Source organism: Streptomyces sp. RGM 3693, from assembly GCF_050471125.1.
Lineage (GTDB): Bacteria > Actinomycetota > Actinomycetes > Streptomycetales > Streptomycetaceae > Streptomyces.
Window position 1 is genome coordinate 874,964 of the sequence record NZ_JBMPPQ010000002.1, and the last position, 25,784, is coordinate 900,747.

Sequence of the window (25,784 nt, forward strand, 5' to 3'; positions counted from 1 at the left end):
CTTCCGTGCTGCCGGGGCGTTCGGCTTTTGGGGACCGGCGGCGTATACCTGGAATCCAAGCCCCGGTCACAGCTCATCTACTTCGGAGGACACCAGTGGCACGACTCTTCGGCACGGACGGTGTGCGCGGTGTCGCCAATGCGGACCTGACGGCGGAGCTGGCGCTCGGCCTGTCGGTCGCGGCGGCGCACGTGCTGGCCGAGGCGGGAACGTTTGAAGGGCACCGGCCGGTGGCCGTGGTCGGACGCGATCCGCGGGCGTCGGGGGAGTTCCTGGAGGCCGCGGTGGTCGCCGGCCTGGCCAGTGCCGGTGTGGACGTGCTCCGGGTGGGCGTGCTGCCGACCCCGGCGGTGGCCTACCTGACCGGGGTGCTCGGCGCCGACCTGGGCGTGATGCTCTCCGCCAGCCACAACCCGATGCCCGACAACGGCATCAAGTTCTTCGCCCGTGGCGGTCACAAGCTCGCCGACGAGCTGGAGGACCGGATCGAGAAGACCTACCGCGCGCACAGCGCCGGTGAGCCGTGGGAGCGGCCGACCGGCGCCGGGGTGGGGCGGGTCACCGACTACGACGAGGGCTTCGACAAGTACGTCGCGCACCTGGTCGGCGTGCTGCCCAACCGCCTGGACGGGCTCACGATCGTCATCGACGGGGCGCACGGTGCGGCCGCCCGGGTCTCGCCGGAGGCGTTCGCGCGGGCCGGCGCCGAGGTCGTGACCATCGGCACCGAGCCGGACGGGCTGAACATCAATGACGCCTGCGGCTCCACGCACCTCGACAAGCTCCGGGCCGCCGTCATCGAGCACGGCGCCGCCCTGGGTGTCGCCCACGACGGTGACGCGGACCGCTGCCTGGCCGTGGACCAGGCCGGCAACGAGGTCGACGGCGACCAGATCCTGGCCGTCCTGGCGCTCGGGATGCGGGAGGCCGGGACGCTGCGCAAGAACACCGTCGTCGCCACCGTCATGTCCAACCTGGGCTTCAAGCTGGCCATGGAGCGCGAGGGCATCGACCTCGTGCAGACCGCGGTCGGCGACCGGTACGTCCTGGAGGAGATGAAGGCGCACGGTTTCGCGCTGGGTGGTGAGCAGTCCGGGCACGTCATCGTGCTGGACCACGCCACGACCGGCGACGGCACCCTCACCGGTCTGATGCTGGCGGCCCGGGTCGCGGCGACCGGTCGGTCGCTGGCCGAGCTGGCGGGCGTGATGGACCGGCTGCCGCAGATCCTCATCAACGTCCCCGACGTCGACAAGGCGCGGGTGGGCAGCTCCGCCGAGCTGGCCGCGGCGGTCGCCGACGCGGAGCAGGAACTGGGCGCCACCGGGCGGGTGCTGCTGCGGCCGTCCGGCACCGAGCCGTTGGTCCGGGTGATGGTCGAGGCGGCCGACATCGAGCAGGCGCGGGCGGTCGCGCAGCGGCTCGCCGACGCGGTCAAGTCCGCGCTGGGATAACGGAGTTCCATGCGGCGGGGTCGCCCGTGGACGGCAGTGCTGCTGCCGTTCGGGGCGACCCCGTCGTGGTGTCTACAGCTTCCGCAGCGACAGTCGCTGCACCTTGTGGTCCGGGCCCTTGCGGAGGACCAGGTTGGCGCGGCCGCGGTTGGGGGCCACGTTCTGCTCCAGGTTGGGGCGGTTGATGGTGCGCCACATCGTGCGGGCGTAGTCCAGTGCCTCCTCCTCGGAGACCTGGGTGTACTTGCGGAAGTACGAGGACGGGTTCTGGAAGGCGGTCTCGCGCAGCTTGCGGAACCGGCCGAGGTACCACCGCTCGATGTCCTCGGTGCGGGCGTCCACGTAGACCGAGAAGTCGAAGAAGTCGGCGAGGCCCAGGCGGGTGCGGCCGTCCTTGCCGGGCAGGGCGGGCTGGAGGACGTTGAGGCCCTCGACGATGAGGATGTCGGGGCGGTGCACGGTCAGTTGCTCGCCGGGCACGATGTCGTAGATCAGGTGCGAGTAGACGGGCGCGGTGACCGTTGCTTTGCCGGACTTCACGTCGGCGACGAAGCGGGTCAGCGCCCGGCGGTCGTAGGACTCTGGGAAGCCCTTGCGGGACATCAGCCCGCGCCGGTGCAGCTCGGCGTTGGGGAAGAGGAAGCCGTCGGTGGTGACCCGCTCGACGCGCGGGTGCTCGGGCCAGCGGGCCAGCAGCGCCTTGAGGAGCCGGGCGGTGGTGGACTTGCCGACCGCGACGCTGCCCGCGACGCCTATGACGAACGGGGTGCCGGGCTGGGAGCCGTGGCCGTTGCCGGTGTCGTCGAGGAAGGTGTTGAGGGCGCCGCGCAGGTTGCTGGTGGCGCCGACGTAGAGGTTGAGCAGTCGGGAGAGCGGGAGGTAGACGTCGCGGACCTCGTCGAGGTCGATGACGTCGCCCAGGCCGCGCAGCCGCTCGACCTCCTCGGCGGTGAGTGGCAGCGGGGTCTTCTCCCGTAGGGCGCTCCACTCCGCGCGGGTCAGGTCGACGTACGGCGAGCTGTCGGTGCGGCGTCGTTGCTGCGGATCCGTCGTCTGAGGCACGGGCCCATTCTCCGGGGTGGGTGCGGGCGGTCCGCGGCGGGGTGGCGGTGCGGCGGCCGGGCCCGGCCGGACCTGTGTGTCTGTACCCCATGGGGCGGTGCCCGGTACGGTCGGTGACCGGGGGCGGTGCCAGGGGCGCGCCGTGCGGACACAGGGGGGTGGCGTGCGAGCACGCCTGGTGGAACTGTTGCGCGAGCGGGCCAGGGAGCGTCGGCTCCGGGCGGCGGGCGCGCGGTGCGCGGCGGACGGCTTCGAGGCCCGGGTCCATGCCGAACTGGCCGAGGAGTTGCCCGACGAGGACCTCGGGGAGGACCTGGCGGACTTCCTGGACCGTCATCAGCCCGGCGCCGACCCGGAGGCCGACGAGGAACTCCTCGAACGGGTCCGGGAGGCGCGGGACCGGATAGCTCGCGGGTATTGAGGGGCGCGGCGATGGCCCACGGCCGACGCTCAACTCCTCTTCGTTCTCTTTGAGTTGTGTGCGCGGGGGATCGCCGGCTACAGCGTCCAGCGGTGGACCCGTCCGTCCGGGGCGGTGTATCGCACGGTCTGTTCGGCGGGGGTGGCCTCAATCTTGACTCCTCCCCCTCGTAAACGAGGGGGATTCCTAGCTCACGTTGCCTGCGGCCCGGCGGGCGTGCAGGTCTTACACGATCAGCACAAGCCGGGTTGCAGACCAGCCCGAGCCAGCATCACGCGACGGACCGTCGCCCTCGGCCAGCTCCGGCATGGCTGCGGGGCCGTCGGTGCTCAGCGGCAACCGCAGTTCCGGTACGTCGAGCGTCAGGCCGGCAGGGCGGCGCTCGTCAACCTGTGTGGTGGTCATGGCTCCTCCTCTTCTCGATGGATGGGAAGTGCTCGTACATCCCCACCCCGTCAGGGCGGGGAAGCCTCAAGAGGTGACCGCTCGTGGCACTGGGCGCGAGAACGGGCCACCTGGGAAGCGGGCGACGGAGGGGCTCAGAGCTGTGGCGCGCGGGTGACCGGGAGGTGCGCCCAGACCGTCTTGCCGGGGTGGCGCGGCCTTACTCCCCAGTGCTGGGAGAGGGCGTCGACGATGAGCAGCCCGCGGCCGGAAGGGTCGTCGGGGGCGGGCTTGCGGAGTTCGGGCATGCACCAGTCGTAGGAGTCGGCGACTTCGAGGACGAGCACGCCGTTGCGGCGGCGTAAGGCCAGCTCGAAGTAATCGCCCGTGCCCTTGGCGTGGTTGACGACGTTGGTGGTCAGTTCGCTGCTGATGAGGACGGCGTCGTCGATGAGGCCGCCGAGTTTCCAGTCGGTCAGCGTCGATCTGACGTGGCGTCGGACGGCAGCGATGGAGTCCCGGCGGATCCGGAACCTCGTGGTGTTTGTGCGCCCGGACATGTGTCCCCCAAGGGTGTGGGCAGCGGAAACCTTGATCACCCGCTGTCCCAGTGTGGAGACACGGAGTGACGTAATCGAAGCTAGGGCCTCGCTGCGGCAAGTTGCAAGTGCTCGATCGGTGTAAATTTACGAGCTGCTTGGGGTCTCAATTTCCTGGTGCGTGCTGGGCGTTACTGTGCATCCTGGACGTGTAAGACAGGGGAGGTGGCATGCCCGTAGGTGGGAAGCCCACGGTGCGGAGCCGGCGGCTCGGTGCGGCGCTCAAGCGGTACCGGCTCGCCGCTCGGCTTGACCAAGAGCATGCGGCCGAGGCGCTGGGCTGCTCGATCGCCAAGATCAGCCGCGTCGAGGGCGGCATCAGTGCGTCGCGTGTCGGAGACGTACGCGTGCTGCTGGATCTCTATGAGGTGTCAGATGCCAATGTGAGAGTGCAGTTGGAGCACTTGGCGCGGGTGAGCAACAAGCGCGGTTGGTGGCTGGACTACGCAGGCACGGTGAGTGACGAACACGCCGATCTGATCGCGCTGGAGACCGACGCGTCGTATATCCGGACCTGGCAGCCGCTGTTCGTTCCTGGGCTGCTGCAAACGCCCGGTTATTTCAAGACCCTCGTTGAGGGCAGCTACACGAGGCATTCTGCGGAAACTGTGCAGAAGGCCATGGCGGTTCGGCGGGAGCGCAAGCGGGTCATCGAGGAGGGCCGGGCGGAATTCGCCGCAGTCGTCTGGGAGCCGGCACTGACTGCCCCCATGCCGTCAGGAGAAGTGCACCGGGAGCAGCTCGCGCACATCCGTGAGCTGGCCCAGCGGCCGAACGTCACGTTGCAGGTTCTCCAGTACTCGGAATGGGGCGCCGCTCATATGGCGTCGCACTTCTCCATCTTCTCGTTCGGGCCGGAGCCCGCACCGGAAGCCGTCGCCTTCGACAGCACAACGAGCACGGTGATCATCGAAGACCTGGAAGATGTCGCCAAGCACGCGCGGATCTTCGAGGCGCTTCGATCCGCCGCGCTGAGTCGTAAGCAGAGCCTGACGTTCCTCGATAAAGCGATAGAGAACATGCCGGAGGGCGGGGAGTGACCTCGATGAGGAACCGTGAGATCGTCACCGAATTCGTCAAGGCCCGGGCCTCGCAGGGGATCAACCAGGAGTGCGTCGAGGTAGCCCAAACCGCCGACGGCGGCCGCGCCGTCCGGGACAGTAAGGACCGGGACCGGGAAGGCGGGACGCAGTTCCACGGCGCGGGGGCCTGGGCCGCGTTCGTCGGGGCCGTGAAGGCCGGTCGGTTCGGCGGCTGAGCCGCCGCTCTCGCCCGTATGTCGCCGCGCGTCCAGTCCGCCTCAGTGCGGAAGGCGGCGCGTAGGCTGCCCCCATGTGCGGAATCGTGGGATACGTGGGCGGGCAGAGCGCGCTTGATGTAGTGCTGGCCGGGCTGAGGCGGCTGGAGTACCGCGGCTACGACTCGGCCGGGGTCGCGGTGCTGGCGGACGGGGGGCTGGCGGCGGCCAAGAAGGCCGGCAAGCTGGCCAACTTGGAGAAGGAGCTGGCCGACCGGCCGCTGCCCACGGGCACGGTGGGGATCGGCCACACCCGCTGGGCGACGCACGGCGGTCCGACGGACGGCAACGCCCACCCGCACCTGGACAACGCCGGCCGGGTCAGCGTCGTCCACAACGGCATCATCGAGAACTTCGCCGCGCTCCGTGCCGAACTCGCCGAGCGGGGCCACGTGTTGGCGTCGGAGACGGACACCGAGGTGGTCGCGCACCTGTTGGCCGAGGAGTACTCCTCGTGCGGGGAGCTGGCCGAGGCGATGCGGCAGGTGTGCCGGCGGCTGGAGGGGGCGTTCACCCTCGTCGCGGTGCACGCCGACGCGCCGGACGTGGTCGTCGGGGCGCGCCGCAACTCCCCGCTGGTGGTGGGCATCGGCGAGGACGAGGCGTTCCTGGCCTCGGACGTGGCGGCGTTCATCGCGTACACCCGGGAGGCCGTCGAGCTGGGGCAGGACCAGGTCGTGGAGCTGCGCCGGGACGGGGTGACGGTCACCGACTTCGACGGGGCGCCCGCGCAGGTCCGGTCGTACCACGTCGACTGGGACGTCTCGGCCGCCGAGAAGGGCGGCTACGACTACTTCATGCTCAAGGAGATCGCCGAGCAGCCGAAGGCGGTCGCGGACACCCTGCTGGGCCGGGTCGACGCGGCCGGGGTGCTCGCGCTGGACGAGGTGCGGATCCCGCCGGCGGTGCTGCGGGAGGTCACCAAGGTCGTCATCGTGGCGTGCGGGACCGCCTATCACGCCGGGATGATCGCCAAGTACGCCATCGAGCACTGGACGCGGATCCCCTGCGAGACCGAGCTGGCCAGCGAGTTCCGTTACCGGGACCCGATCCTGGACCATCGCACGCTGGTGATCGCGATCAGCCAGTCCGGCGAGACCATGGACACCCTGATGGCGCTGCGGCACGCCCGCGAGCAGGGCGCCCGGGTGCTCGCCATCTGCAACACCAACGGGTCGACGATCCCCCGCGAATCGGATGCGGTGCTCTATACGCACGCCGGGCCGGAAGTCGCGGTGGCGTCCACCAAGGCGTTCCTGACCCAGCTGGTCGCGGTCTACCTGGTCGCGCTGTACCTCGGGCAGGTGCGCGGGACCAAGTGGGGCGACGAGATCCGGGACGTGGTGCGCGAACTGGCGGCCATCGGCACGCAGGTGCAGCAGGTGCTGAGCACCATGGAGCCGGTGCGCGAGTTGGCCCGTTCGCTGGCGGACAAGAACACCGTGTTGTTCCTGGGGCGACACGTCGGCTACCCGGTGGCGCTGGAGGGCGCGCTCAAGCTCAAGGAACTGGCGTACATGCACGCCGAGGGCTTCGCGGCCGGCGAGCTCAAGCACGGCCCGATCGCGCTGATCGAGGAGGACCTGCCGGTGGTCGTGGTCGTCCCCTCGCCCCGCGGCCGGTCCGTCCTCCACGACAAGATCGTCTCCAACATCCAGGAGATCCGGGCCCGGGGCGCCCGCACCATCGTGATCGCCGAGGAGGGCGACGAGACGGTGGTGCCGTACGCCGACCACCTGGTCCGGATCCCGCGCACGCCGGTGCTGCTCCAACCGCTGGTGTCCTCCGTACCGCTCCAGGTCTTCGCGTGCGAGCTGGCCACCGCCCGGGGCAACGAGGTCGACCAGCCGCGCAACCTCGCCAAGTCGGTCACGGTGGAGTGAACGGGTGATCATCGGGGTTGGGATCGACGTTGCGGAGATCGACCGGTTCGACGCGGCGCTGCGGCGGACGCCGGAGCTGGCGCACCGGTTGTTCATCGAGACGGAGTTGATGCTGTCGAGCGGCGAACGGCGGGGGATCTCCTCCCTGGCGGCCCGGTTCGCCGCCAAGGAGGCGGTGGCCAAGGCGCTGGGCGCGCCGGGCGGTCTGCACTGGACGGACGCCGAGGTGTACGTCGAGGAAAGCGGGCAGCCGCGGCTGCGGGTGCGCGGCACGGTCGCCGCCCGCGCCGCGGAACTCGGCGTACGGCACTGGCACGTGTCGCTCAGTCACGATGCCGGGGTTGCCTCGGCGGTGGTGATCGCCGAGGGGTAGCCGGCCCGGTCGTCCCGGTGCGGCTGCTGCGCGTTGACCCGGTGTCATGCGGTGTCATGCGGTGTCATCCGGCGTACGGGGCGGTCCGCGGAGGGCGTGCGCGCCCGCCCTCGCTGCGCCCCGGTGTGACACTGGCCGCATGAGGACTGCCTACAGCGTTGTGACCGTGCGGGCCGCCGAGCAGGAGCTGATGGCCCGGTTGCCCGAGGGGACCCTGATGCAGCGGGCGGCGGCCGGACTGGCCGTCGCCTGCGCGGAGTTGCTGGGCCGGGTGTACGGCTCCCGGGTGGTGCTGCTGGTGGGCAGCGGCGACAACGGCGGGGACGCGCTGTACGCCGGCGCCCGGCTGGCGCGCCGCGGCGCCGGGGTGGCCGCGGTGCTGCTCGCGCCCGAACGGGCCCACGCCGGCGGCCTGACGGCGCTCCGCGCGGCCGGCGGCCGGGTGTCGGCCGACCCGCTCCGCGACCTCGGGCGGGCCGATCTGGTGGTGGACGGCATCGTGGGCATCGGTGGCCGCGGCGGGCTGCGCCCGGAGGCCGCCCGGCTCGCCCGCGCGGCCCGGGAGGCGGCGATCGTGGTGGCGGTCGATCTGCCGAGCGGGGTGGACGCCGACACCGGCGAGGTGCCCGGCGACGCCGTACGGGCGGATGCGACCGTCACGTTCGGCGCGTACAAGCCGGGTCTGCTGATCGATCCGGCGCGCGAGCGGGCCGGGGCGCTCCGCCTGGTGGACATCGGCCTGCGCCCGTCGGTCACCGCCGACGTGGAGGCGCTCCAGCACGCGGAGGTGGCGGCGCTGTTGCCGCGGCCGGCCGCGGAGAGCGACAAGTACCGGCGGGGCGTGGTCGGGGTGGTCGCCGGGTCGGCGCGCTATCCGGGGGCGGCGGTGCTGGCGGTGGCCGGTGCGCTGCGGGGCGGCGCCGGGGCGGTGCGGTACGTGGGGCCGGCGGCGGACGCGGTGCTGGCGCGGTTCCCGGAGACGCTGGTGCACGCCGGCCCGCCGGGGAAGGCCGGCCGGGTCCAGTCGTGGGTGATCGGGCCGGGGATCGGCGACGAGGCGGGGGCGTTGGACGAGGTGTTGGCGGCGGACGTCCCGGTGCTGGTGGACGCGGACGGGCTGCGTTTCCTGACGCCTGATCAGGTGCGGCGGCGGACGGCCGGGACCCTGCTGACGCCGCACGCCGGGGAGGCGGCGGCGCTGCTGGGGCGGGGGCGCGTGGAGGTCGAGGCGGCGCGGCTGGACGCGGTGCGGGAGCTGGCGGGGCGGTACGGGGCGACGGTGCTGCTGAAGGGCTCGACGACGTTGGTGGCCGATCCGGATGCCGGGGTTCCGGTACGGGTCAACCCCACCGGGACGGGCTGGCTGGCGACGGCCGGCAGTGGGGACGTGCTCTCCGGCCTGACCGGGGCGCTGCTGGCCGCGGGCCTCGCCGCGCGCGACGCCGGCTCGGTGGGCGCCTATCTGCACGGCCTCGCGGGGCGCCGGGCGGCCGGGCGGCACGGGGAGCCGATCGTGGCGTCGGAGGTGGCGGGGGCGTTGGGGGCGGCCTGGGAGAACGTTCTTTCCTGACGGCCTGCGTTGGGGCCGCGGGGACGGTCACGAACGCCCCCGCGCGCCGCCGCGGCAAGCCTCCCGACCTCCCGTAGGGGCCGGCGGAATGCGAAGCCACCCCCACCACAACGTGGGAAGGCGGCCGGCGCGGCGCCTCGCCTGCGACACTGAGGGGGATGAACGAGACAGCGATGCGAGCCCGTGCCGCCATTGACCTCGCCGCCGTGCGGTCGAACGTCCGTGCACTGCGGAAGCGTGCCCCACGGGCGCAGCTGATGGCCGTCGTGAAGTCCGACGCCTACGGACACGGCGCGGTCCGCTGCGGCCGCGCCGCCCGCGAAGCCGGCGCGCCCTGGCTGGGCACGGCCCTGCCGGAGGAGGCGTTCGCGCTGCGCGAGGCCGGTGACAGAGGCCGGCTGCTGTGTTGGCTGTGGACGCCGGGCGGACCCTGGGGCAGGGCGATCGAGCAGGACGTCGACGTCTCGGTGAGCGGCATGTGGGCGCTGCGGGAGGTCGCGGCCGCGGCGCGGGGCGTCGGGCGCGCCGCGCGGGTGCAGCTCAAGGTCGACACCGGTCTCGGTCGCAACGGCTGCCCGCCCGCGGAGTGGACGGAGCTGACCGCGGCGGCCCGTGCCGCCGAGGCCGAGGGTGTGCTCACGGTCACCGGTGTCTGGTCGCACTTCGCCTGCGCCGACGAGCCCGGGCACCCGTCGATCGCCGCCCAGCTGGCTGAGTTCCACCGGGCGCTGGCGGTCGCCGAGGCGGCCGGGCTGCGCCCGGAGGTGCGGCACATCGCCAACACCCCGGCGCTGCTCACCCTCCCCGAGGCCCATTTCGACCTCGTCCGGACCGGGATCGGCGTCTACGGGGTCTCGCCCAGCCCCGAGGTCGGCACGCCGGAGGACTTCGGGCTGCGGCCGGTGATGACGTTGGAGGCGTCGCTGGCGTCGGTCAAGCGGGTGCCGGGCGGGCACGGGGTGTCGTACGGGCACCACTACACGACGCCGGGGGAGACGACCCTGGCGCTGGTCCCGCTGGGGTACGCCGACGGGATCCCGCGGCACGCCTCGGGCACGGGTCCGGTGCTGATCGCCGGGAAGTGGCGGAGGGTCGCGGGGCGCGTCGCGATGGACCAGTTCGTGGTCGACCTGGGCGGGGACCACGCCGAGGTCGGCGAGCAGGCGGTGCTGTTCGGGCCCGGGGACCGCGGCGAGCCGACCGCGGAGGACTGGGCGCGGGCGGCCGGGACGATCGGGTACGAGATCGTCACGCGGATCGGGAAGCGGGTGCCGCGCGTCTACGTGGACAGCGAGGTGCCCGCACAGGCCGGGGACCGCAGAGAAGGGGACACGGCGCTGACGGGGGGTGTGGCATGACCGACGGTACGGAGGTCGCGGCACAGGCCGTCGAGACGGCCGCGGAGGCGGCGGGCAACTGGGCCAAGGCGGGCCGCCAGGCGGGCCTGGCGGGCCTGGCGATCGGCGTGGTCGCGGCGGGGGCGGCGGCCGGGGTGGCCATAGAGCGCCTGACGGTCGGCCGCGGGATGCGTCGCCGGGCCCGGCTGGCGCTGGACGCGGAGGGCCCGTACGGCACGCTGCGCGGCACTCCGGGCGCGGCGGTCGCCGAGGACGGGACCGAGCTGTACTACGAGGTCGACGAGGTGACGGACCGCCCGGCGGCCAAGGCCCTCAAGGGCGGCCGGGCGGGCAAGGAGGTCCGGGCGGCCCAGGAGGCCCGGAGCGGGCTGCACAAGCGGCTGACGGCGGCCCTGGGGCGGCGGTCCCCGGCGCCCACGGTCGTCTTCAGCCATGGGTACTGCCTCGGCCAGGACTCCTGGCACTTCCAGCGCGCCGCGCTGCGCGGCGCGGTCCGTACCGTCCACTGGGACCAGCGCAGCCACGGCCGCTCGGCGCGCGGCCACGGGCAGATCGACGGGACGGAACCGGTCACCATCGACCTGCTGGGCCGGGACCTGAAGGCGGTGCTGGACGCCGCGGTGCCCGAGGGTCCGATCGTGCTGGTCGGGCACTCCATGGGCGGGATGACGGTGATGGCGCTGGCCGACCAGTTCCCCGAGTACGTGGCGGAGCGGGTGGCGGGCGTGGCGCTGATCGGGACGTCGGCGGGCCGGCTGAGCGAGGTCGGGTTCGGGCTGCCGTCGATGGGCTCGAAGGCGTTCCACTGGCTGGCGCCGGGCGTGCTCAAGGCGCTCGGGCGGCAGAGCGACATCGTCGAGCGGGGCCGGCGGGCCACCGCCGATCTGTTCGCGGGCCTGATCAAGCGCTATTCGTTCGGCACCCAGGACGTGGATCCGGCGATCGCGCGGTTCGGCGAGCGACTGATCGAGGCGACCCCGATCGATGTGGTCGCCGAGTTCTTCCCGGCGTTCGCGGTGCATGACAAGACCGAGGCGCTGGTGGCGTACGACGCGGTGCCCGCGCTGGTGCTCGCCGGCGAGGGGGACCTGATCACCCCGGCCGAGCACAGCCGGACCATCGCCGAGGTGCTGCCCGACGCCGAGCTGGTGTGCGTCCCGGACGCCGGGCACCTGGTGATGCTGGAGCGGCCCGAGCTGGTCAACGACCATCTGGTGGGGCTGGTGGAGCGGGCGAGCGCGGCGGCCCGCCGGTCGCGTACCGCGCGGGCCTGAGCCGGGCCCGGGGCGCCGGTCCCGGGCCCGGCACGGGACCGTCACCCCGTCCGGGCCGTACCATTTGCGGCATGAGCACCACTGGCGTGACCGCCCGCGTAACCGTCAAGTCCCCCGATCAGATGCAGGAGTTGGGTCGCCGGCTGGCGCCGCTGCTGCACCCCGGCGACCTGGTGCTGCTCACCGGTGAGCTGGGCGCGGGGAAGACGACGCTCACCCGCGGCCTGGGCGAGGCCCTGGGCGTGCGGGGCGCCGTGACCTCGCCGACCTTCGTCATCGCCCGGGTGCACCCGTCGCTCACCGGCGGCCCGGCGCTGGTGCACGTCGACGCGTACCGGCTCGGCGGCGGCCTGGACGAGATGGAGGACCTGGACCTCGACGTCTCGCTGCCGGAGTCGGTGGTGGTCGTCGAGTGGGGCGACGGCAAGGTCGAGGAGCTCTCGGAGGACCGGCTGCACGTCGTCATCGGACGGGCCGTGGGCGCGGACGCGCCTGGTGGGCTGGACGGACACCCGGAGGAGGACGCGGACGACGTCCGTGAGGTGACGGTCACCGGGATCGGCGCGCGCTGGGCGGAAGCCGGGCTTCCGGAGCTGGAAATCTGCTGACAAAAGGGTCGTGAAGGCTCTTATCGGGCCATGTGTGCCGGTAGTTTCCGACAACCCGTCGGCAAGATGTTGCGCGGGCGGTGTCAGGCGTGGTCACATGGGGGAAGAGCCCTGGTTAGGTGTACCTAAGTAGAGCCTAACCTCAGTCGCTTGCTCCAGGAGCCCGGGAGGCGTCCATGTCCCCCCACCAGCCCTCTCCCGCGTCCGAACGGCACGCGGGCGCCCCCGTCGCGGCGGCCGGGCGCGCCGAACAGGCCGCGCGGAAGACCCCGCCGACCATGAACGAACTGCTCGCGGCCTGCGCCGCGGCCAACGCCGTCTCTACGCCGCCGGACGCCGCGGAGGAGTCCCGCGCGGGCAAACGGGACGACCCGGGTGAGCCGGGGGAAAGCGCCGGGCCCGGCGGGCGGACGTCCACTCCGGGGCGCGACGCCGCGTAACCCACAGGGACGAAGCGGCAGGGCACGGACCGGTCCGCGCCGCCGGCTCAGGGAACGACGACGACCTTCGCGCCGCGCACCGCGAAGTCCCACAGCGCCGCGCCGTCCTCGCGCGACTCCCGGATGCCACCGGTCTTCTTGGCGTGCGCACCGCCCGGGGCCGGCGTGGAGCCGTCGACCGCCGCGCTGAAGCCGATGACCACCCCGTTCACGTTGGCGAACAGCACCACGTGCTCGATCGCCACCCCGTCCGAGCCGGTCACGCTCACCGACCGCGAACTGACCGGGTACGTCCCCGGCACCGGGGACACCGCGCTCGGCGCCACCGTGAACGTCCGCTGCGCCGCACCGTCCGCGCCGACCAGCCAGACCCGCTTGGCGCCCAGCGCGTACACCACGCGCTTGCCGCTGCCGGACTGCGCCGGGACCGGGGTCGGCGCCGGCGGCTTGTCCTTCTTGTCGTGCTGGTCGCCGGCGGCCGGCTTCTTGTCGGCGGCCCGGGCGTCGCCCCGGAGCGGGGTCAGCGGGCCGGAGGCGGAGGCGGATGCCTGGAAGCCGAGCAGGCCGATCGCGACCAGGGCGGCCGCGGTGAGACCGGTGACGATCGTGCTGCTCTTAGCGGGCACCGCGGTGCCACCTTTCCGTCCGCTCCCGGCCGCGGGCGGGGAGAATGCTGGGCTGGGCTGACTGGGCTGACTGGGGATCGACGGTAGCACCGGAACCGGCACCGCCGGCCGCGCCGTAGTCTTTAAGGCGTGCTGCTGCTAGCTCTTGACACCGCCACCCCCGCCGTCACCGCCGCGCTCCACGACGGCTCCCGCGTCCTCGCCGCCGCCGGCGAGGTGGACGCGCGCCGGCACGGCGAACTGCTGCTGCCCGCCGTCGACCGGGTGCTGGCCGAGGCCGGGCACAAGCTCGCCGAGGTCACCGACATCGTGGTCGGCGTCGGCCCCGGCCCGTACACCGGGCTGCGGGTGGGGCTGGTGACCGCCGCCACCTTCGGCGCGGCACTGGACGTCCCCGTCCACGGCCTGTGCTCGCTGGACGGCATCGCCTACGCCTCCGGGCTGACCGAACCCTTCGTCGTGGCCACCGACGCCCGCCGCAAGGAGGTCTACTGGGCCCGCTACGGCGACGCCCGGACCCGGCTCACCGAGCCCGCCGTGGACCGCCCCGCCGACCTCGCCGACCAGGTCGCCGGGGTCCCGGCGGTGGGCGCCGGCGCGCTGCTCTACGACGCCGTCTTCACCGGCGTACTGCGCGACGGACCCGCGCACCAGTCCGCCGCCGCGCTGGCCGGACTGGCCGCGCAGAAGCTGGCCGCCGGCGAGGAACTGCTGCCGCCGCGCCCGCTGTACCTGCGCCGCCCCGACGCCCAGGTGCCGGCCAACTACAAGGTGGTCACTCCGAAGTGAGTGGCCAACCCGACGCGACCGGCCCCTCCCCACTCGCCGAGCTGCGGGAGATGCGCTGGTGGGACCTGGATCCGGTGCTGGAGCTGGAGCGTGACCTCTTCCCCGAGGACGCCTGGTCGCCGGGGATGTTCTGGTCCGAACTCGCGCACGCCCGCGGCCCGCTGGCCTCCCGCCGCTACCTCGTCGCCGAGTCGGCCGGCCGGATCGTCGGCTACGGCGGACTGGCCGCGATCGACGGCACCGGCGACATCCAGACCATCGCCACCGCCCGCGACCAGTGGGGCACCGGGCTCGGCGGCCGGCTGCTGACCGTGCTGCTGGCCGCCGCCACCGACTTCGAGTGTCATGAGGTGCTGCTGGAGGTGCGGGTCGACAACACCCGCGCCCAGCGCCTCTACGAGCGCTTCGGCTTCGAGCCGATCGGCTTCCGCCGCGGCTACTACCAGCCCGGCAACATCGATGCGCTGGTGATGCGCCGCCCCACCCAGACCTCCTCCGAAGCACCCTCCGTACAAGGAACGTGAACATGGCTGACTCCCGCGGTGGACCGCTCGTCCTCGGTATCGAGACCTCCTGCGACGAGACCGGTGTCGGCATCGTCCGCGGCCACACCCTCCTCGCCGATGCGATCGCCTCCAGCGTCGACGAGCACGCCCGTTTCGGCGGGGTGGTGCCCGAGGTGGCCTCCCGCGCCCACCTGGAGGCGATGGTTCCCACCATCCAGCGCGCGCTGAAGGAGGCCGGGGTCGCCGCCTCCGACCTGGACGGCATCGCGGTCACCGCGGGCCCCGGTCTGGCGGGCGCCCTGCTGGTGGGCGTCTCGGCCGCCAAGGCGTACGCCTACGCCCTCGGCAAGCCGCTCTACGGCGTCAACCACCTCGCGTCGCACATCTGCGTCGACCAGCTGGAGCACGGCCCGCTGCCGGAGCCGACGATGGCGCTGCTGGTCAGCGGCGGCCACTCCTCGCTGCTGCTGGCCCCGGACATCACCTCCGACGTCCGGCCCCTGGGTGCGACCATCGACGACGCGGCGGGCGAGGCGTTCGACAAGGTGGCGCGGGTGCTCAACCTGGGCTTCCCGGGCGGCCCGGTCATCGACCGCTACGCCCGCGAGGGCAACCCGGAGGCGATCCGCTTCCCGCGCGGGCTGACCGGCCCCCGCGACGCCGCCTACGACTTCTCCTTCTCCGGCCTGAAGACCGCGGTGGCCCGTTGGATCGAGGCCAAGCGGGCGGCCGGCGAGGAGGTGCCGGTGGCGGACGTCTCGGCGTCCTTCCAGGAGGCGGTCGTCGACGTCCTGACCCGTAAGGCCGTCCGGGCCTGCAAGGACAACGGCGTGGACCACCTGATGATCGGCGGTGGGGTGGCGGCCAACTCCCGGCTGCGGGCGATGGCCCAGCGGCGCTGCGAGGACGCCGGCATCCGCCTGCGGGTACCGCGACCCAAGCTGTGCACCGACAACGGGGCGATGGTCGCGGCCCTGGGCGCCGAGATGGTGGCCCGCAACCGCCCGGCGTCCGCCTGGGACCTCTCCGCGGACTCCTCGCTGCCGGTCACCGAGACCCACGTCCCGGACCCGCACGCCCACTCCCACGGCGATGACCACGGCGGCGACCACAGTCACGGCCACGGCCACGGCCACGGTCACGCGCCCGACCACGACCACTTCCACGAGCTGAGCAAGGACAACCTGTACTCGTAGGCGCCCGGGCCCGTACGGGCTTTCGGTGCGACGTCCTATCCTGAGGGCCGGGGCGCGAGGGAACCGCCCCGTTCGCATACCGGGGGACGACGGGGGACGGCGCGGTGGACTGGTGGTATCTCTTCTTCCTGACCGGGCCGGCCCTCTACGCCGCATCCGCGGTGCGCGGCGCGGCCCGTAAGGCGCTGAAGACGCGGCACAAGCGCAAGCTGGCCCTGATCGAGGCGCATCGCGAGGAGCGCCTGGCTCTGGAGGCCGCGGACCGGCCGCCCGTCCCGGTGTGCGGCTGCGAGCACCACCTGGCCAAGCATGACAAGCAGGGCAAGTGCCACGAGACGGTGCGGACCGCGGTTGCCTGGGACGCGGCCCACGAGCCCGTCCGGTACGAGGCCCGGCAGTGCAGCTGCCAGCAGTACGTGGGCCCGGAGCCGCTCTCCCGGGTCTACGCCGAGGACCTGACCGACCTGGCCTGATCTGACCGACCTGGCCTGAGCTGCCGTCAGGCGTCCTGCCCCGCGGGGTGCCCCAGCAGCATGGTGGGCGCCCCCGCGACCCGGGTGAGGAAGATCGTGCAGGACCGCTGCCCGCCGCCGAGCTTGAGCTTCTTGCGCAGTTCCTCGGGCTCCACCGCGGACCCCCGCTTCTTGATCACCGCGATGCCCACCCCGCGCTCCCGCAGCAGCGCCTTCAGCTTCTTGACGTTGAACGGCAGCACGTCGGTGATCGCATACGCGGTCGCATACGGCGTCGGCACCAGCTGATCCGCCGTCACGTACGCGATCGTCGGATCGATCAGCCGCCCGCCGACCTGCTCGGCGACGTCCGCGACCAGGTGGGCGCGGATCACCGCACCGTCCGGTTCGTAGAGCCAGCCGCCGACCGGGCCCGGCTCGGGGTTAGGGAGGCCGGCGCCGATCAGGGAGTCCCCGGAGGGCAGCAGGGTGGCCCGGCGGGTGCCGCCCCGGCCGGTGCCGAACCACAGGACGGCCTCCTTCACGTCCCCGGCGTCGGAGATCCACTCCGTCTCGACGTCCTCGGGCAGCGCCTCGTGCGGCACCCCCGGCGCGATCTTCAAGGCCGCGTGCGGCGCCGTCCGGGCAGCCTCGATCGCCCAGGACAGTGGCGGCGAGTACGCCTCGGGGTCGAAGATCCGGCCGCCGCGGACTTTGCTGCGCCGCGCCGGGTCCACGAACACCGCGTCATATCCGGTGGTGTCGACCTCTGTGACGTCCGCGCACCGGACCTCGATCCGGTCCGCCAGCCCCAGCGCCTCGGCGTTCGCCCGGGCCGCCGCACAGGTCAGCGGATCGCGGTCCACGGCCAGTACCCGGATCCCGGCCCGGGCTAGCGCGAGTGCGTCGCCGCCGATCCCGCAACACAGGTCGGCCAGGGTCCGCACGCCGAGCGCGGCGAGCCGGGCGGCGCGGTGGGCGGCCACCGGGGCGCGGGTGGACTGTTCGACGCCGTGCGGGGTGAAGTACATCCGCGCCGCGTCCGGGCCGAACTTCGCGGCCGCCCGCTGCCGCAGCCGGGCCTGCCCGAGGGCGGCGGAGACCAGTGGCGCGGGGTGGTCGCGGCGCAGCCGGGTGGCGGCCGCGAGTTCGTCCGCCGGGTCGTAGTCCCGTAGGAGGGCCAGCAGTCGCTGTCCCTCGGGGGCGAGCAGTGCGGAGAAGGTGTCGAGGTCGGTCACCCGCACCATTGTGGGCCAGCCCTGGGGTGGTTCCGCGGACGGTCCCGCCCCTGGGCCGGCCCGGGTCGCCGGGGCCAGCCGCCGCCGTCGGTCAGACCTCGGGCGTGGGCCCGGAGATCCGCGGCACCCGCTGGGTGGCATCGGCGTCCGGCCGCTCGGGGGCCGGCCGGACCGGCTCCCGTCGCCGCTGGGCGCTGTCGCTGACGCGTAGCAGCGCCGCCACCATCACCCAGTTCGCGACCATGGACGAGCCGCCCGCGGCGAGGAACGGCAGCGCCTTGCCGGTCAGCGGGATCAGGCCGGTGACGCCGCCGGTGACGACGAAGACCTGGAGCAGCAGCGCCCCGGAAAGCCCGACCGCCAGCAGCTTGCCGAACGGGTCGCGGGCGGTGAGACCCACCCGCAGCCCGCGCTGGGCCAGCAGTGCGTACAGCAGCAGGACGGCCATCACCCCGGCCAGCCCCATTTCCTCACCGACGGTGGTGAGGATGAAGTCGCTGTTGCCGGCGAAGCCGATCAGCTCGGGGTGGCCCTGGCCCAGGCCGGAGCCGCCTATCCCGCCGCTGCCGAAGCTGAACAGCGCCTGTGCCGCCTGGTCGGAGATCAGGCCCGGCGGTCGTTGGTTCGGCGGCAGGAAGATGTCCATCGGGTGCAGCCAGGCCATCACACGGCCCTTGACGTGCGGTTCGGTGGAGCCGACGACGCCGGCGCCGACCACCGCCATGGCCAGGCCGCAGATCACCCAGCTGGTCCGCTCGGTGGCCATGTACAGCATGATCACGAAGACGCCGAAGAAGATCAGCGAGGTACCCAGGTCGCGCTCGAAGACCAGCACCAGCAGGCTGATCACCCAGATCGTGAAGATCGGCCCGAGCTGCCGCCCCGGCGGCAGCTGCATGCCCATCACCCGGCGCCCGGACAGCGCCAGCGCATCGCGGTTGTGGGTGAGGTACCCCGCGAAGAACACCACGATCATGATCTTCACGAACTCGCCGGGCTGGAGCGACAGCGGTCCGAGCATGATCCAGCGCTTGGCGCCGAACTTGTCCGCGCCGAAGAACGCCGGCGCCATCAGCATCACCAGCGCGACCGTCATCGTCAGATAGATGTAGCGCTGGAGCAGCCGGTGGTCGCGCAGCACCATCAGGATGACGATGCAGACCGCCACCCCGATGACGGTCCACACCAACTGCCCGGTCGCCGCCTGGGCGATGTGCAGCCGGGGTTTCTCCGCGTAGGTGATGTCCAGCCGGTGCAGCAGCACCAACCCGATCCCGGTCAGCAGGGTCGCCACCGGCAGGATCAGCGGATCGGCGCGCGGTGCGAACCGGCGGACGACCAGGTGCGGCACCAGCGCGATGAAGAAGACGCTCACCGCGAAGCCGGCCAGCCCGCCGGGGAGCTGCCCCTTCATGGACAGCTCGGTGTAGGCGTAGCCGAAGACGGTAATGAACACGACGAAGCCGAGCAGCCAGGCTTCGGTGCGCCGACGGTTCGGGGCCTGGGCCAGCGCGGCGAACGTCATGGTGCGTTCGGCGTCGCTCTCCGGCCCCCCGGAATCCCGGGGAGCGCTGGTCAGTCCACGCACGGTTCCTCCGCCATCGATGGGTCTGGGCCGCGGGGCGGCCGGGTCGTCGCCCGGACTCAGCGGTCCCGGGGGAAAGACGGGGCAGCGTAGGGACCGGGTTGCAGCCGGGCGGAAAGGTGTGTCCGACTCCACGCCGGCCGCGGGCAGCAGACACGGTACGCGTCTCCGGCGCGCTGGCACTCCGCTTGACCGAGTGCTAACTGCGTCATAGTCTCAGCGTTGGCACTCTCCCTATGGGAGTGCCAACACAGCGACGGGCAGGTCCGGCACCCGCGACGACGGATCGACCTGGTCGCCACCTCAGACAGTTAACCCCGTGAGATCTCCGAAGGGGGAGGTCGGATCGTGACGACCGCCAGCTCCAAGGTTGCCATCAAGCCGCTTGAGGACCGCATCGTGGTCCAGCCGCTCGACGCCGAGCAGACCACGGCCTCGGGCCTGGTCATCCCGGACACCGCGAAGGAGAAGCCCCAGGAGGGCGTCGTCCTGGCCGTGGGTCCGGGTCGCTTCGAGAACGGCGAGCGCCTGCCGCTCGACGTCAAGACCGGCGACGTCGTGCTCTACAGCAAGTACGGCGGCACCGAGGTGAAGTACAACGGCGACGAGTACCTCGTCCTCTCGGCTCGCGACGTGCTCGCGATCATCGAGAAGTAATTCACCCGGATTTGCCCTGATCTGCGCCCCTGGTTCCCGCGTTCTCATCGACCCGGGGCAGGGGCGCAGTTCGTTTGAGCGAGAGCGGTCACGGCGGCGAGGCCGACGATCGCGACGAGAGGACTTGAAGCACCCATGGCGAAGATCCTGAAGTTCGACGAGGACGCCCGTCGCGCCCTTGAGCGCGGCGTCAACAAGCTTGCCGACACGGTCAAGGTGACGATCGGCCCCAAGGGCCGCAACGTCGTCATCGACAAGAAGTTCGGCGCCCCCACCATCACCAACGACGGTGTCACCATCGCCCGCGAGGTCGAGGTCGAGGACCCGTTCGAGAACCTGGGCGCCCAGCTCGTCAAGGAGGTGGCGACCAAGACCAACGACATCGCGGGTGACGGCACCACCACCGCTACCGTGCTGGCCCAGGCCCTGGTCCGCGAGGGTCTGCGCAACGTCGCCGCGGGTGCTTCCCCGGCCGCCCTGAAGAAGGGCATCGACGCCGCGGTCAAGGCCGTCTCCGACGAACTGCTGGCGACCGCCCGCCCGATCGACGACAAGTCCGACATCGCCGCCGTGGCCGCGCTGTCCGCCCAGGACCCGCAGGTCGGCGAGCTGATCGCCGAGGCGATGGACAAGGTCGGCAAGGACGGTGTGATCACCGTCGAGGAGTCCAACACCTTCGGTCTGGAGCTGGACTTCACCGAGGGCATGGCCTTCGACAAGGGCTACCTGTCGCCGTACATGGTCACCGACCAGGAGCGTATGGAGGCCGTCCTCGACGACCCGTACATCCTGATCCACCAGGGCAAGATCTCCTCCATCCAGGACCTGCTGCCGCTGCTGGAGAAGATCATCCAGGGTGGTGCCTCCAAGCCGCTGCTGATCATCGCCGAGGACGTCGAGGGCGAGGCCCTGTCGACCCTCGTCGTCAACAAGATCCGCGGCACCTTCAACGCGGTGGCCGTCAAGGCCCCCGGCTTCGGTGACCGCCGCAAGGCGATGCTCGGCGACATGGCCACCCTCACCGGTGGCACCGTCGTCGCCGAAGAGGTCGGCCTCAAGCTCGACCAGGTCGGTCTGGACGTGCTGGGCACCGCCCGCCGCGTGACCATCACCAAGGACGACACCACCCTCGTCGACGGCGGTGGCAACTCCGCGGACGTCGCCGGCCGCGTCGCCCAGATCAAGGCCGAGATCGAGAGCACCGACTCCGACTGGGACCGCGAGAAGCTCCAGGAGCGTCTCGCCAAGCTCGCCGGCGGTGTCTGCGTGATCCGCGTCGGCGCGGCCACCGAGGTCGAGCTCAAGGAGAAGAAGCACCGTCTGGAGGACGCCATCTCCGCGACCCGCGCCGCGGTCGAGGAGGGCATCGTCTCCGGTGGTGGCTCCGCGCTCGTCCACGCCGTGAAGGTCCTGGAGGGCAACCTCGGCAAGGACGGCGACGAGGCCACCGGTGTCGCCGTGGTCCGCCGCGCCGCCGTCGAGCCGCTGCGCTGGATCGCCGAGAACGCCGGTCTGGAGGGCTACGTGATCACCTCCAAGGTGGCCGAGCTCGACAAGGGCAACGGCTTCAACGCCGCCACCGGCGAGTACGGCGACCTGGTCAAGGCCGGCGTCATCGACCCGGTCAAGGTCACCCGCTCCGCCCTGGAGAACGCCGCCTCCATCGCCTCCCTCCTCCTGACGACCGAGACCCTGGTCGTCGAGAAGAAGGAAGAGGAAGAGCCCGCCGCCGGTCACGGCCACGGCCACGCGCACTGACGCTCCGCGCGCACCCGCCGGCCGGGTATCCGCCGGCACCCGTCGAGGCCCGGTCCCGCTCCACTGCGGGACCGGGCCTCGCCCGTACCCGGGCCCCGTTTCCGGCCCGCCGTCAGGCTTTCCGGCCCGCCGTCAGGCCGAGTGCCCCAGCCCCTCCCGCCGCACCGGCTCCGCGAACGGCAGCCCCTGCGCGTACCGCTCCAGCTCGTCGAGGGCATGGTCGGCCATCCGGTGCAGCTCCGTGCCCAGGGAGCCGGCGAGGTGCGGGGTGAGCAGCACGTTGGGCAGCTCGTACAACGGGGAGTCCGCGGGCGGGAGTTCGGGCTCGGTGACGTCCAGCACCGCACCGAGCCGCCCGCTGCACAACTCGGCGACCAGCGCCGCCTCGTCGACCAGGGAGCCGCGGGAGGTGTTGACCAGCGTCGCCCCGTCCGGCATCAGGGCCAGCTCGCGGGCGCCGATCAGGTGCCGGGTGGCGGGCACCTCCGGGGCGTGCACGCTCACGACCTCGCTCCCCGTGCACAGCTCCGCCAACGGAACCTTCCGCACCCCCAGCCGCCCCGCCTCCTCCTCGTCCACGAACGGGTCGTACAGCAGCACCCGTAGGGCGAACGGGCGCAGCAGTTCGATGACGCGACGGCCGATGCGGGAGGCGCCGACGATGCCCACGGTGCGGCCGTGGTTGCCGGCGCCGTCCAACTCGCGCAGCCAGTCGTGGGGGGCGCGCAGGGTGCGGTAGCGGTGCGCGGCGGGCAGCACGCGCTTGTTGGCGAACAGGATGGCGGCCAGGGTGTACTCGGCGACCGGCAGCGCGTTGGCCGCGGCGGCCGAGCTGACGACGATGCCCCGGTCCCAGCAGGCGTCGGTGACGTGCTGCTTGACGGAACCGGCGGCATGCACGACGGCTCGCAGCCGGGGCGCCGCGGCGAGCACCTCCGCGGTGAGCGGCGGCGCACCCCAGCAGGTCAGCAACACCTCCGCCGCGCCCAGGGCCGCCGCTATCTCGGGCCCCGGCGCGGCCAACTCGTGCGCGACGAGCCGACTGTCCGTATGGGCCAGACGTGCCAACCGGGCCCGCTGCGACTGCCCGAGCAACCGCTCGGCGATACCTGGCCCCATGGCCAGAAGAAGAGCTGGGCGCATCTGTCGACTCCTCGTACGTGGTGGTGAGGGTGGCGGGTGGCCTCCACCGGCTCCGGCGGTTGCTGCTTGCCCGCCGCCGCGGCGGGCAATCCCACGCAAGCCACGCGCCACCCCGGCCACCACGTGGGAAGCCGCACCGCCCCGCTACCGTTCCGGTATGACGACTGCACTGATCACAGGAGCAACGGCCGGCATCGGCGCCGCATTCGCCCGCCGACTCGCGGGCGACGGGCACAGCGTGGTGTTGGTGGCCCGGGACGAGAAGCGGCTCCGGGAGCAGGCCACCGAACTGCACGACCGGCACGGGATCGAGGCGGAGGTGCTCAGCGCCGACCTGGCGACCGAGGAGGGGATCGCCGCCGTCGAGGCGCGCCTCACGGACGCCAAGCACCCGGTGGACCTGTTGGTCAACAACGCCGGCTTCGGCAACAAGGGCGAGTACCTAGAGGTCCCGATGGCCGACGAGTTGGCGATGCTCAAGGTGCACTGTGAGGCGGTGCTGCGGCTCACCACGGCCGCGGTGCGCGGGATGCGCGAGCGCCGGCGCGGGGCCGTGGTGAACGTGGCGTCGGTCGCGGCGTTCGTCCCGCGCGGTACGTACGGCGCGAGCAAGGCGTGGGTCGTGCAGTTCACCCAGGGTGCCGCCCGCGACCTGGCCGGCAGTGGGGTGCGCCTGATGGCACTGTGCCCGGGCTTCGTGCGGACCGAGTTCCACCAGCGGGCCGGGATGGGGACGGACAACATCCCGGGCTGGATGTGGCTCGACGCGGACAAGCTCGTGGACGCGGCCATGAAGGACCTGACGCGCGGCAAGTCGCTGTCCATCCCGGACCCGCGCTACAAGGCCATGATGGGCGCCGTGAAGCTGGCGCCGCGCGGCCTCCTCGGCGGCCTCACCTCCCGTACGGGCCGGAAGTACGGCCCCAAGTAGGGGAGTTGATGACGGGCCGACCCCCGGGGCGATCCGCCCCGGGGGTCCCGTGCCGTCAGTTCGCCGTGCGCTCCAGGTACTTCACCACTGCCGCCCGGGCCTCCGCCGGCAGGGGTTCGCCCGCCTCCAGGAGGCGCGGCAGCAGTGCGCGCCGGGTGGTGAGGGCGTGGAACATCAGCGCGATGGTGATGTCGTGCTCGGGCCGGTGCTCGACGCGTACGGTGTCGCCGGCGCGGATCTCGCCGGCTTCCAGGACCCGCAGGTACGCGCCGGGCACCGCGGCCTCGGTGAACCGCTTGATCCAGCCGCGTTCGTCCAGCCAGCCCTGGAACGTGCGGCAGGGGATCCGGGGCGAGGTGACCTCCAGCAGCACGTCGGCCCCGACGCGCCAGCGTTCGCCGATGCGGGCGTCGGTGACCTCCAGGCCGGTGGTGGTGAGGTTCTCGCCGAAGGCGCCGTTGGCCAGCTCGCGGTCCAGCTGCCGCTGCCAGTCGTCGAGGTCCTCGCGGGCGTAGGCGTAGACGGCCTGGTCGTCACCGCCGTGGTGGCGCAGGTCGACCACCGCGTCACCCGCGAGGCCGCTGCCGCCGGTGCCCTTGGGGCCGGGGGCGGCCACCGCCACGGGCCCGTCCGTCGGGCGCTTGTCGATGCCGGTGCCGCCCTCGGCGGAGGTGTAAGGAGCGGCGAAGGCCCGCCCCACGTTCACGGTCAGCAGCTTCGCGTTCATGCCCGTACGGTAGGACACCCGGCAAAAGCCGTCATTCGATTTTTCATGATCTGTCCAAGATTCGCTTATGCTTGAGGGGTGATCGAAGCTCGCCATCTCCGGGTACTGCGCGCCGTCGACCGGACCGGTTCCTTCTCCGCCGCCGCGCGGGAGTTGGGGTGCACCCAGCCCGCGGTCAGTCAGCAGATGAAGGCCCTGGAACAGTCCGTCGGCACCCCGCTGCTGGTGCGCGCCGGGCGCGAGATGCGCCTGACGCAGGCGGGCGAGGCGTTGGTCCGGCACGCGGCCGGCATCCTGGCGGGGCTCACCGCGGCCGAGGAGGAGGTCGCGGCGATCGCGGGCCTGCGCGCGGGGCGGGTGCGGCTGGTGTCGTTCCCGTCGGGGAGCTCGACGCTGGTGCCGACCGCGCTGGCCAGGATGCGCGCCGCGCACCCGAGGGTCCGGGTGTCGCTGGACGAGGCCGAGCCGCCGCGCTCGATCGAACTGCTGCGGAACGGCGACTGCGAGATCGCGCTGGCCTTCCGCTATCCGGAGGTGCGCGGCGCGGATCCGTCCGCCGGGGCGGAGTGGGCGGACCTGGTGGTCCGGCCGGTGCTGTCGGACCGGCTGATCGGGCTGGTGCCGGAGGGGCACCGGCTGGCGAAGGCCGGTACCGCGTGCTTCGCGGACCTGGCCGACGAGCCGTGGATCGCGGGCTGCCCGCGCTGCCGCACGCATCTGGTCGAGGTCTGCGAGCGCGCCGGGTTCACCCCGCGCATCGACTTCGCCACCGACGACTATCCGGCGGTGATCGGGCTGGTCGGGGCGGGGCTGGGGGTCGCGGTGCTGCCGGAGTTGACCCTGGAGTCGGTGCGGCCCAAGGGGGCGGCGACGGTGCGGGTGGAGCCGCCCGTGCACCGCGAGATCGTCGCGCTCACGCTGCCGGATCTGGCGCATGTGCCCGCGGTCGGCGCGATGCTGGACCAGCTGGCGGACGCCGCGGGGCGGTGACCGCCGCGGACCCGGAGGGTCGGGGCCCGTGGGCTGGGGCCCCGAGCCGTGCAGGAACGTTTCTTCGAACGGTGATCCGTGGCGACGGTCAGGCGCCCGGCATGCTCGCGTGGCCGGGCAGCGAACTGGCCGGGACCATCCGGTGGCGGGCCCGGCCCATCAGCTCCTCGCGTTCGTCCTCCGTGAGGCCGCCCCAGACGCCGTAGGGCTCGCGGACGGCCAGCGCGTGCGCCGCGCACTGGGCCCGCACGGGGCAGCGCATGCAGACCTCCTTCGCCGATGCCTCCCGCGCACTGCGGGCCGCCCCCCGCTCGCCTTCGGGATGGAAGAAGAGCGAGCTGTCCACGCCGCGGCAGGCGGCCAGCAGCTGCCAGTCCCAGAGGTCTGCGTTCGGGCCCGGGAGGCGGGAGAAATCTGCCATTGCTTGTCCCCTCGGAAGCGATGCGCGTCGGGCTCGGTGCTC

At 72.5% G+C, this 25,784-nt stretch carries 28 protein-coding genes; 19 read left to right on the forward strand and 9 right to left on the reverse strand.

The genetic code is table 11. The features are described 5' to 3' along the window. The first annotated feature begins 95 nt into the window (after window positions 1-95). Window positions 96-1,454, forward strand: a complete 1,359-nt coding sequence (gene glmM / locus ACO0M4_RS21300) for a phosphoglucosamine mutase (RefSeq protein ID WP_430372394.1) — start codon at window positions 96-98, stop codon at window positions 1,452-1,454. 72 nt (window positions 1,455-1,526) lie between these two features. Here glmM and coaA read toward each other — a convergent pair whose 3' ends face one another. Further along, on the reverse strand, window positions 1,527-2,516 hold the full coding sequence (gene coaA / locus ACO0M4_RS21305) for a type I pantothenate kinase (protein ID WP_430372395.1): 990 nt from the start codon (window positions 2,514-2,516) through the stop codon (window positions 1,527-1,529). A 163-nt stretch (window positions 2,517-2,679) separates the two neighbouring features. Here coaA and ACO0M4_RS21310 point away from each other — a divergent pair, with 163 nt between their 5' ends. After that, the gene (locus ACO0M4_RS21310) at window positions 2,680-2,937 is read left to right on the forward strand and encodes a hypothetical protein (RefSeq protein ID WP_430372396.1); all 258 of its coding nucleotides are present in this window, start codon (window positions 2,680-2,682) and stop codon (window positions 2,935-2,937) included. A gap of 225 nt (window positions 2,938-3,162) precedes the next feature. Here the strand turns inward: ACO0M4_RS21310 and ACO0M4_RS21315 are convergent, their stop codons facing one another. Both ACO0M4_RS21315 and ACO0M4_RS21320 read right to left on the reverse strand, forming a co-directional pair. Continuing rightward, a complete protein-coding gene (locus tag ACO0M4_RS21315) occupies window positions 3,163-3,342 on the reverse strand; it encodes a hypothetical protein (protein ID WP_430372398.1) in 180 nt (59 codons plus the stop codon). A gap of 134 nt (window positions 3,343-3,476) precedes the next feature. Next, the gene (locus tag ACO0M4_RS21320) at window positions 3,477-3,881 is read right to left on the reverse strand and encodes an ATP-binding protein (protein ID WP_430372400.1); all 405 of its coding nucleotides are present in this window, start codon (window positions 3,879-3,881) and stop codon (window positions 3,477-3,479) included. Between the two features lie 209 nt (window positions 3,882-4,090). Here ACO0M4_RS21320 and ACO0M4_RS21325 point away from each other — a divergent pair, with 209 nt between their 5' ends. The 9 genes from ACO0M4_RS21325 to ACO0M4_RS21365 all read left to right on the forward strand — a co-directional run bounded on the left by ACO0M4_RS21325 (window position 4,091) and on the right by ACO0M4_RS21365 (window position 12,723). Then, window positions 4,091-4,960 (forward strand): helix-turn-helix domain-containing protein, encoded by an 870-nt coding sequence (locus ACO0M4_RS21325; protein ID WP_430372401.1) that lies wholly within the window; start codon window positions 4,091-4,093, stop codon window positions 4,958-4,960. A gap of 5 nt (window positions 4,961-4,965) precedes the next feature. Next, on the forward strand, window positions 4,966-5,178 hold the full coding sequence (locus ACO0M4_RS21330) for a DUF397 domain-containing protein (protein ID WP_430372403.1): 213 nt from the start codon (window positions 4,966-4,968) through the stop codon (window positions 5,176-5,178). 74 nt (window positions 5,179-5,252) lie between these two features. Beyond that, entirely contained in the window at window positions 5,253-7,100 is a 1,848-nt protein-coding gene (glmS, locus tag ACO0M4_RS21335) for a glutamine--fructose-6-phosphate transaminase (isomerizing) (RefSeq protein WP_390020564.1), read from the forward strand. 4 nt (window positions 7,101-7,104) lie between these two features. Beyond that, complete coding sequence (locus tag ACO0M4_RS21340; RefSeq protein ID WP_430372404.1) at window positions 7,105-7,473, forward strand: holo-ACP synthase; 369 nt, start codon at window positions 7,105-7,107, stop codon at window positions 7,471-7,473. 139 nt (window positions 7,474-7,612) lie between these two features. After that, a complete protein-coding gene (locus ACO0M4_RS21345) occupies window positions 7,613-9,043 on the forward strand; it encodes an NAD(P)H-hydrate dehydratase (RefSeq protein WP_430372405.1) in 1,431 nt (476 codons plus the stop codon). A gap of 158 nt (window positions 9,044-9,201) precedes the next feature. Next, window positions 9,202-10,401 (forward strand): alanine racemase, encoded by a 1,200-nt coding sequence (gene alr / locus ACO0M4_RS21350; RefSeq protein ID WP_430372407.1) that lies wholly within the window; start codon window positions 9,202-9,204, stop codon window positions 10,399-10,401. Further along, window positions 10,398-11,675 (forward strand): alpha/beta fold hydrolase, encoded by a 1,278-nt coding sequence (locus tag ACO0M4_RS21355; RefSeq protein ID WP_430372408.1) that lies wholly within the window; start codon window positions 10,398-10,400, stop codon window positions 11,673-11,675. Before alr ends, ACO0M4_RS21355 begins: the two co-directional genes overlap by 4 nt. 71 nt (window positions 11,676-11,746) lie before the next feature. After that, complete coding sequence (gene tsaE / locus ACO0M4_RS21360; protein ID WP_430372410.1) at window positions 11,747-12,283, forward strand: tRNA (adenosine(37)-N6)-threonylcarbamoyltransferase complex ATPase subunit type 1 TsaE; 537 nt, start codon at window positions 11,747-11,749, stop codon at window positions 12,281-12,283. Between the two features lie 176 nt (window positions 12,284-12,459). After that, entirely contained in the window at window positions 12,460-12,723 is a 264-nt protein-coding gene (locus tag ACO0M4_RS21365; protein WP_430372411.1) for a hypothetical protein, read from the forward strand. A gap of 47 nt (window positions 12,724-12,770) precedes the next feature. On the opposite strand, the gene ACO0M4_RS21370 is transcribed toward ACO0M4_RS21365, so the two are convergent. Further along, the gene (locus tag ACO0M4_RS21370; protein WP_430372413.1) at window positions 12,771-13,349 is read right to left on the reverse strand and encodes a hypothetical protein; all 579 of its coding nucleotides are present in this window, start codon (window positions 13,347-13,349) and stop codon (window positions 12,771-12,773) included. A 129-nt stretch (window positions 13,350-13,478) separates the two neighbouring features. On the opposite strand from ACO0M4_RS21370, the gene tsaB reads away from it, so the two are divergent. From tsaB to ACO0M4_RS21390, 4 genes are all read left to right on the forward strand, one after another. Further along, window positions 13,479-14,138 (forward strand): tRNA (adenosine(37)-N6)-threonylcarbamoyltransferase complex dimerization subunit type 1 TsaB, encoded by a 660-nt coding sequence (gene tsaB, locus ACO0M4_RS21375; protein WP_430372414.1) that lies wholly within the window; start codon window positions 13,479-13,481, stop codon window positions 14,136-14,138. A 50-nt stretch (window positions 14,139-14,188) separates the two neighbouring features. Then, complete coding sequence (rimI, locus tag ACO0M4_RS21380; RefSeq protein ID WP_430373880.1) at window positions 14,189-14,662, forward strand: ribosomal protein S18-alanine N-acetyltransferase; 474 nt, start codon at window positions 14,189-14,191, stop codon at window positions 14,660-14,662. A gap of 2 nt (window positions 14,663-14,664) precedes the next feature. Next, the gene (tsaD, locus tag ACO0M4_RS21385) at window positions 14,665-15,840 is read left to right on the forward strand and encodes a tRNA (adenosine(37)-N6)-threonylcarbamoyltransferase complex transferase subunit TsaD (RefSeq protein WP_430372416.1); all 1,176 of its coding nucleotides are present in this window, start codon (window positions 14,665-14,667) and stop codon (window positions 15,838-15,840) included. A gap of 104 nt (window positions 15,841-15,944) precedes the next feature. After that, window positions 15,945-16,313 (forward strand): hypothetical protein, encoded by a 369-nt coding sequence (locus ACO0M4_RS21390; protein WP_430372417.1) that lies wholly within the window; start codon window positions 15,945-15,947, stop codon window positions 16,311-16,313. 26 nt (window positions 16,314-16,339) lie between these two features. Here ACO0M4_RS21390 and ACO0M4_RS21395 read toward each other — a convergent pair whose 3' ends face one another. Both ACO0M4_RS21395 and ACO0M4_RS21400 read right to left on the reverse strand, forming a co-directional pair. Then, on the reverse strand, window positions 16,340-17,539 hold the full coding sequence (locus tag ACO0M4_RS21395; RefSeq protein WP_430372418.1) for a class I SAM-dependent methyltransferase: 1,200 nt from the start codon (window positions 17,537-17,539) through the stop codon (window positions 16,340-16,342). A gap of 82 nt (window positions 17,540-17,621) precedes the next feature. Next, complete coding sequence (locus ACO0M4_RS21400) at window positions 17,622-19,055, reverse strand: FtsW/RodA/SpoVE family cell cycle protein (protein WP_430373881.1); 1,434 nt, start codon at window positions 19,053-19,055, stop codon at window positions 17,622-17,624. 408 nt (window positions 19,056-19,463) lie between these two features. On the opposite strand from ACO0M4_RS21400, the gene groES reads away from it, so the two are divergent. After that, window positions 19,464-19,772, forward strand: coding sequence for a co-chaperone GroES (groES, locus tag ACO0M4_RS21405; RefSeq protein ID WP_430372419.1), 309 nt, complete (start codon window positions 19,464-19,466; stop codon window positions 19,770-19,772). A 135-nt stretch (window positions 19,773-19,907) separates the two neighbouring features. After that, a complete protein-coding gene (gene groL, locus ACO0M4_RS21410; protein ID WP_430372420.1) occupies window positions 19,908-21,530 on the forward strand; it encodes a chaperonin GroEL in 1,623 nt (540 codons plus the stop codon). Between the two features lie 132 nt (window positions 21,531-21,662). Here the strand turns inward: groL and ACO0M4_RS21415 are convergent, their stop codons facing one another. Then, entirely contained in the window at window positions 21,663-22,673 is a 1,011-nt protein-coding gene (locus ACO0M4_RS21415) for a hydroxyacid dehydrogenase (protein WP_430372422.1), read from the reverse strand. Between the two features lie 157 nt (window positions 22,674-22,830). Between ACO0M4_RS21415 and ACO0M4_RS21420 the strand changes: the two genes are divergently transcribed. Continuing rightward, window positions 22,831-23,604 (forward strand): SDR family NAD(P)-dependent oxidoreductase, encoded by a 774-nt coding sequence (locus tag ACO0M4_RS21420; protein WP_430372424.1) that lies wholly within the window; start codon window positions 22,831-22,833, stop codon window positions 23,602-23,604. Between the two features lie 55 nt (window positions 23,605-23,659). On the opposite strand, the gene ACO0M4_RS21425 is transcribed toward ACO0M4_RS21420, so the two are convergent. Continuing rightward, complete coding sequence (locus ACO0M4_RS21425; RefSeq protein WP_430372425.1) at window positions 23,660-24,331, reverse strand: MOSC domain-containing protein; 672 nt, start codon at window positions 24,329-24,331, stop codon at window positions 23,660-23,662. 78 nt (window positions 24,332-24,409) lie between these two features. On the opposite strand from ACO0M4_RS21425, the gene ACO0M4_RS21430 reads away from it, so the two are divergent. After that, window positions 24,410-25,321: a LysR family transcriptional regulator gene (locus ACO0M4_RS21430; RefSeq protein ID WP_430372426.1), complete on the forward strand. Its 912-nt coding sequence runs from the start codon at window positions 24,410-24,412 to the stop codon at window positions 25,319-25,321. A gap of 88 nt (window positions 25,322-25,409) precedes the next feature. Here the strand turns inward: ACO0M4_RS21430 and ACO0M4_RS21435 are convergent, their stop codons facing one another. Then, complete coding sequence (locus ACO0M4_RS21435) at window positions 25,410-25,742, reverse strand: WhiB family transcriptional regulator (RefSeq protein WP_016571318.1); 333 nt, start codon at window positions 25,740-25,742, stop codon at window positions 25,410-25,412. Window positions 25,743-25,784 lie beyond the last annotated feature (42 nt).

What these genes read in the sequence shown, in the direction of transcription:
- ACO0M4_RS21315 (WP_430372398.1), bottom strand. Translation starts at nt 3,342, where the DNA reads ATGACCACCACACAGGTTGACGAGCGCCGCCCTGCCGGCCTGACGCTC.
- ACO0M4_RS21320 (WP_430372400.1), bottom strand. Translation starts at nt 3,881, where the DNA reads ATGTCCGGGCGCACAAACACCACGAGGTTCCGGATCCGCCGGGACTCC.
- ACO0M4_RS21325 (WP_430372401.1), top strand. Translation starts at nt 4,091, where the DNA reads ATGCCCGTAGGTGGGAAGCCCACGGTGCGGAGCCGGCGGCTCGGTGCG.
- ACO0M4_RS21330 (WP_430372403.1), top strand. Translation starts at nt 4,966, where the DNA reads ATGAGGAACCGTGAGATCGTCACCGAATTCGTCAAGGCCCGGGCCTCG.
- glmS (WP_390020564.1), top strand. Translation starts at nt 5,253, where the DNA reads ATGTGCGGAATCGTGGGATACGTGGGCGGGCAGAGCGCGCTTGATGTA.
- ACO0M4_RS21345 (WP_430372405.1), top strand. Translation starts at nt 7,613, where the DNA reads ATGAGGACTGCCTACAGCGTTGTGACCGTGCGGGCCGCCGAGCAGGAG.
- alr (WP_430372407.1), top strand. Translation starts at nt 9,202, where the DNA reads ATGAACGAGACAGCGATGCGAGCCCGTGCCGCCATTGACCTCGCCGCC.
- ACO0M4_RS21355 (WP_430372408.1), top strand. Translation starts at nt 10,398, where the DNA reads ATGACCGACGGTACGGAGGTCGCGGCACAGGCCGTCGAGACGGCCGCG.
- tsaE (WP_430372410.1), top strand. Translation starts at nt 11,747, where the DNA reads ATGAGCACCACTGGCGTGACCGCCCGCGTAACCGTCAAGTCCCCCGAT.
- ACO0M4_RS21365 (WP_430372411.1), top strand. Translation starts at nt 12,460, where the DNA reads ATGTCCCCCCACCAGCCCTCTCCCGCGTCCGAACGGCACGCGGGCGCC.
- rimI (WP_430373880.1), top strand. Translation starts at nt 14,189, where the DNA reads ATGCGCTGGTGGGACCTGGATCCGGTGCTGGAGCTGGAGCGTGACCTC.
- tsaD (WP_430372416.1), top strand. Translation starts at nt 14,665, where the DNA reads ATGGCTGACTCCCGCGGTGGACCGCTCGTCCTCGGTATCGAGACCTCC.
- ACO0M4_RS21395 (WP_430372418.1), bottom strand. Translation starts at nt 17,539, where the DNA reads ATGGTGCGGGTGACCGACCTCGACACCTTCTCCGCACTGCTCGCCCCC.
- ACO0M4_RS21400 (WP_430373881.1), bottom strand. Translation starts at nt 19,055, where the DNA reads ATGACGTTCGCCGCGCTGGCCCAGGCCCCGAACCGTCGGCGCACCGAA.
- groL (WP_430372420.1), top strand. Translation starts at nt 19,908, where the DNA reads ATGGCGAAGATCCTGAAGTTCGACGAGGACGCCCGTCGCGCCCTTGAG.
- ACO0M4_RS21415 (WP_430372422.1), bottom strand. Translation starts at nt 22,673, where the DNA reads ATGCGCCCAGCTCTTCTTCTGGCCATGGGGCCAGGTATCGCCGAGCGG.
- ACO0M4_RS21420 (WP_430372424.1), top strand. Translation starts at nt 22,831, where the DNA reads ATGACGACTGCACTGATCACAGGAGCAACGGCCGGCATCGGCGCCGCA.
- ACO0M4_RS21425 (WP_430372425.1), bottom strand. Translation starts at nt 24,331, where the DNA reads ATGAACGCGAAGCTGCTGACCGTGAACGTGGGGCGGGCCTTCGCCGCT.
- ACO0M4_RS21435 (WP_016571318.1), bottom strand. Translation starts at nt 25,742, where the DNA reads ATGGCAGATTTCTCCCGCCTCCCGGGCCCGAACGCAGACCTCTGGGAC.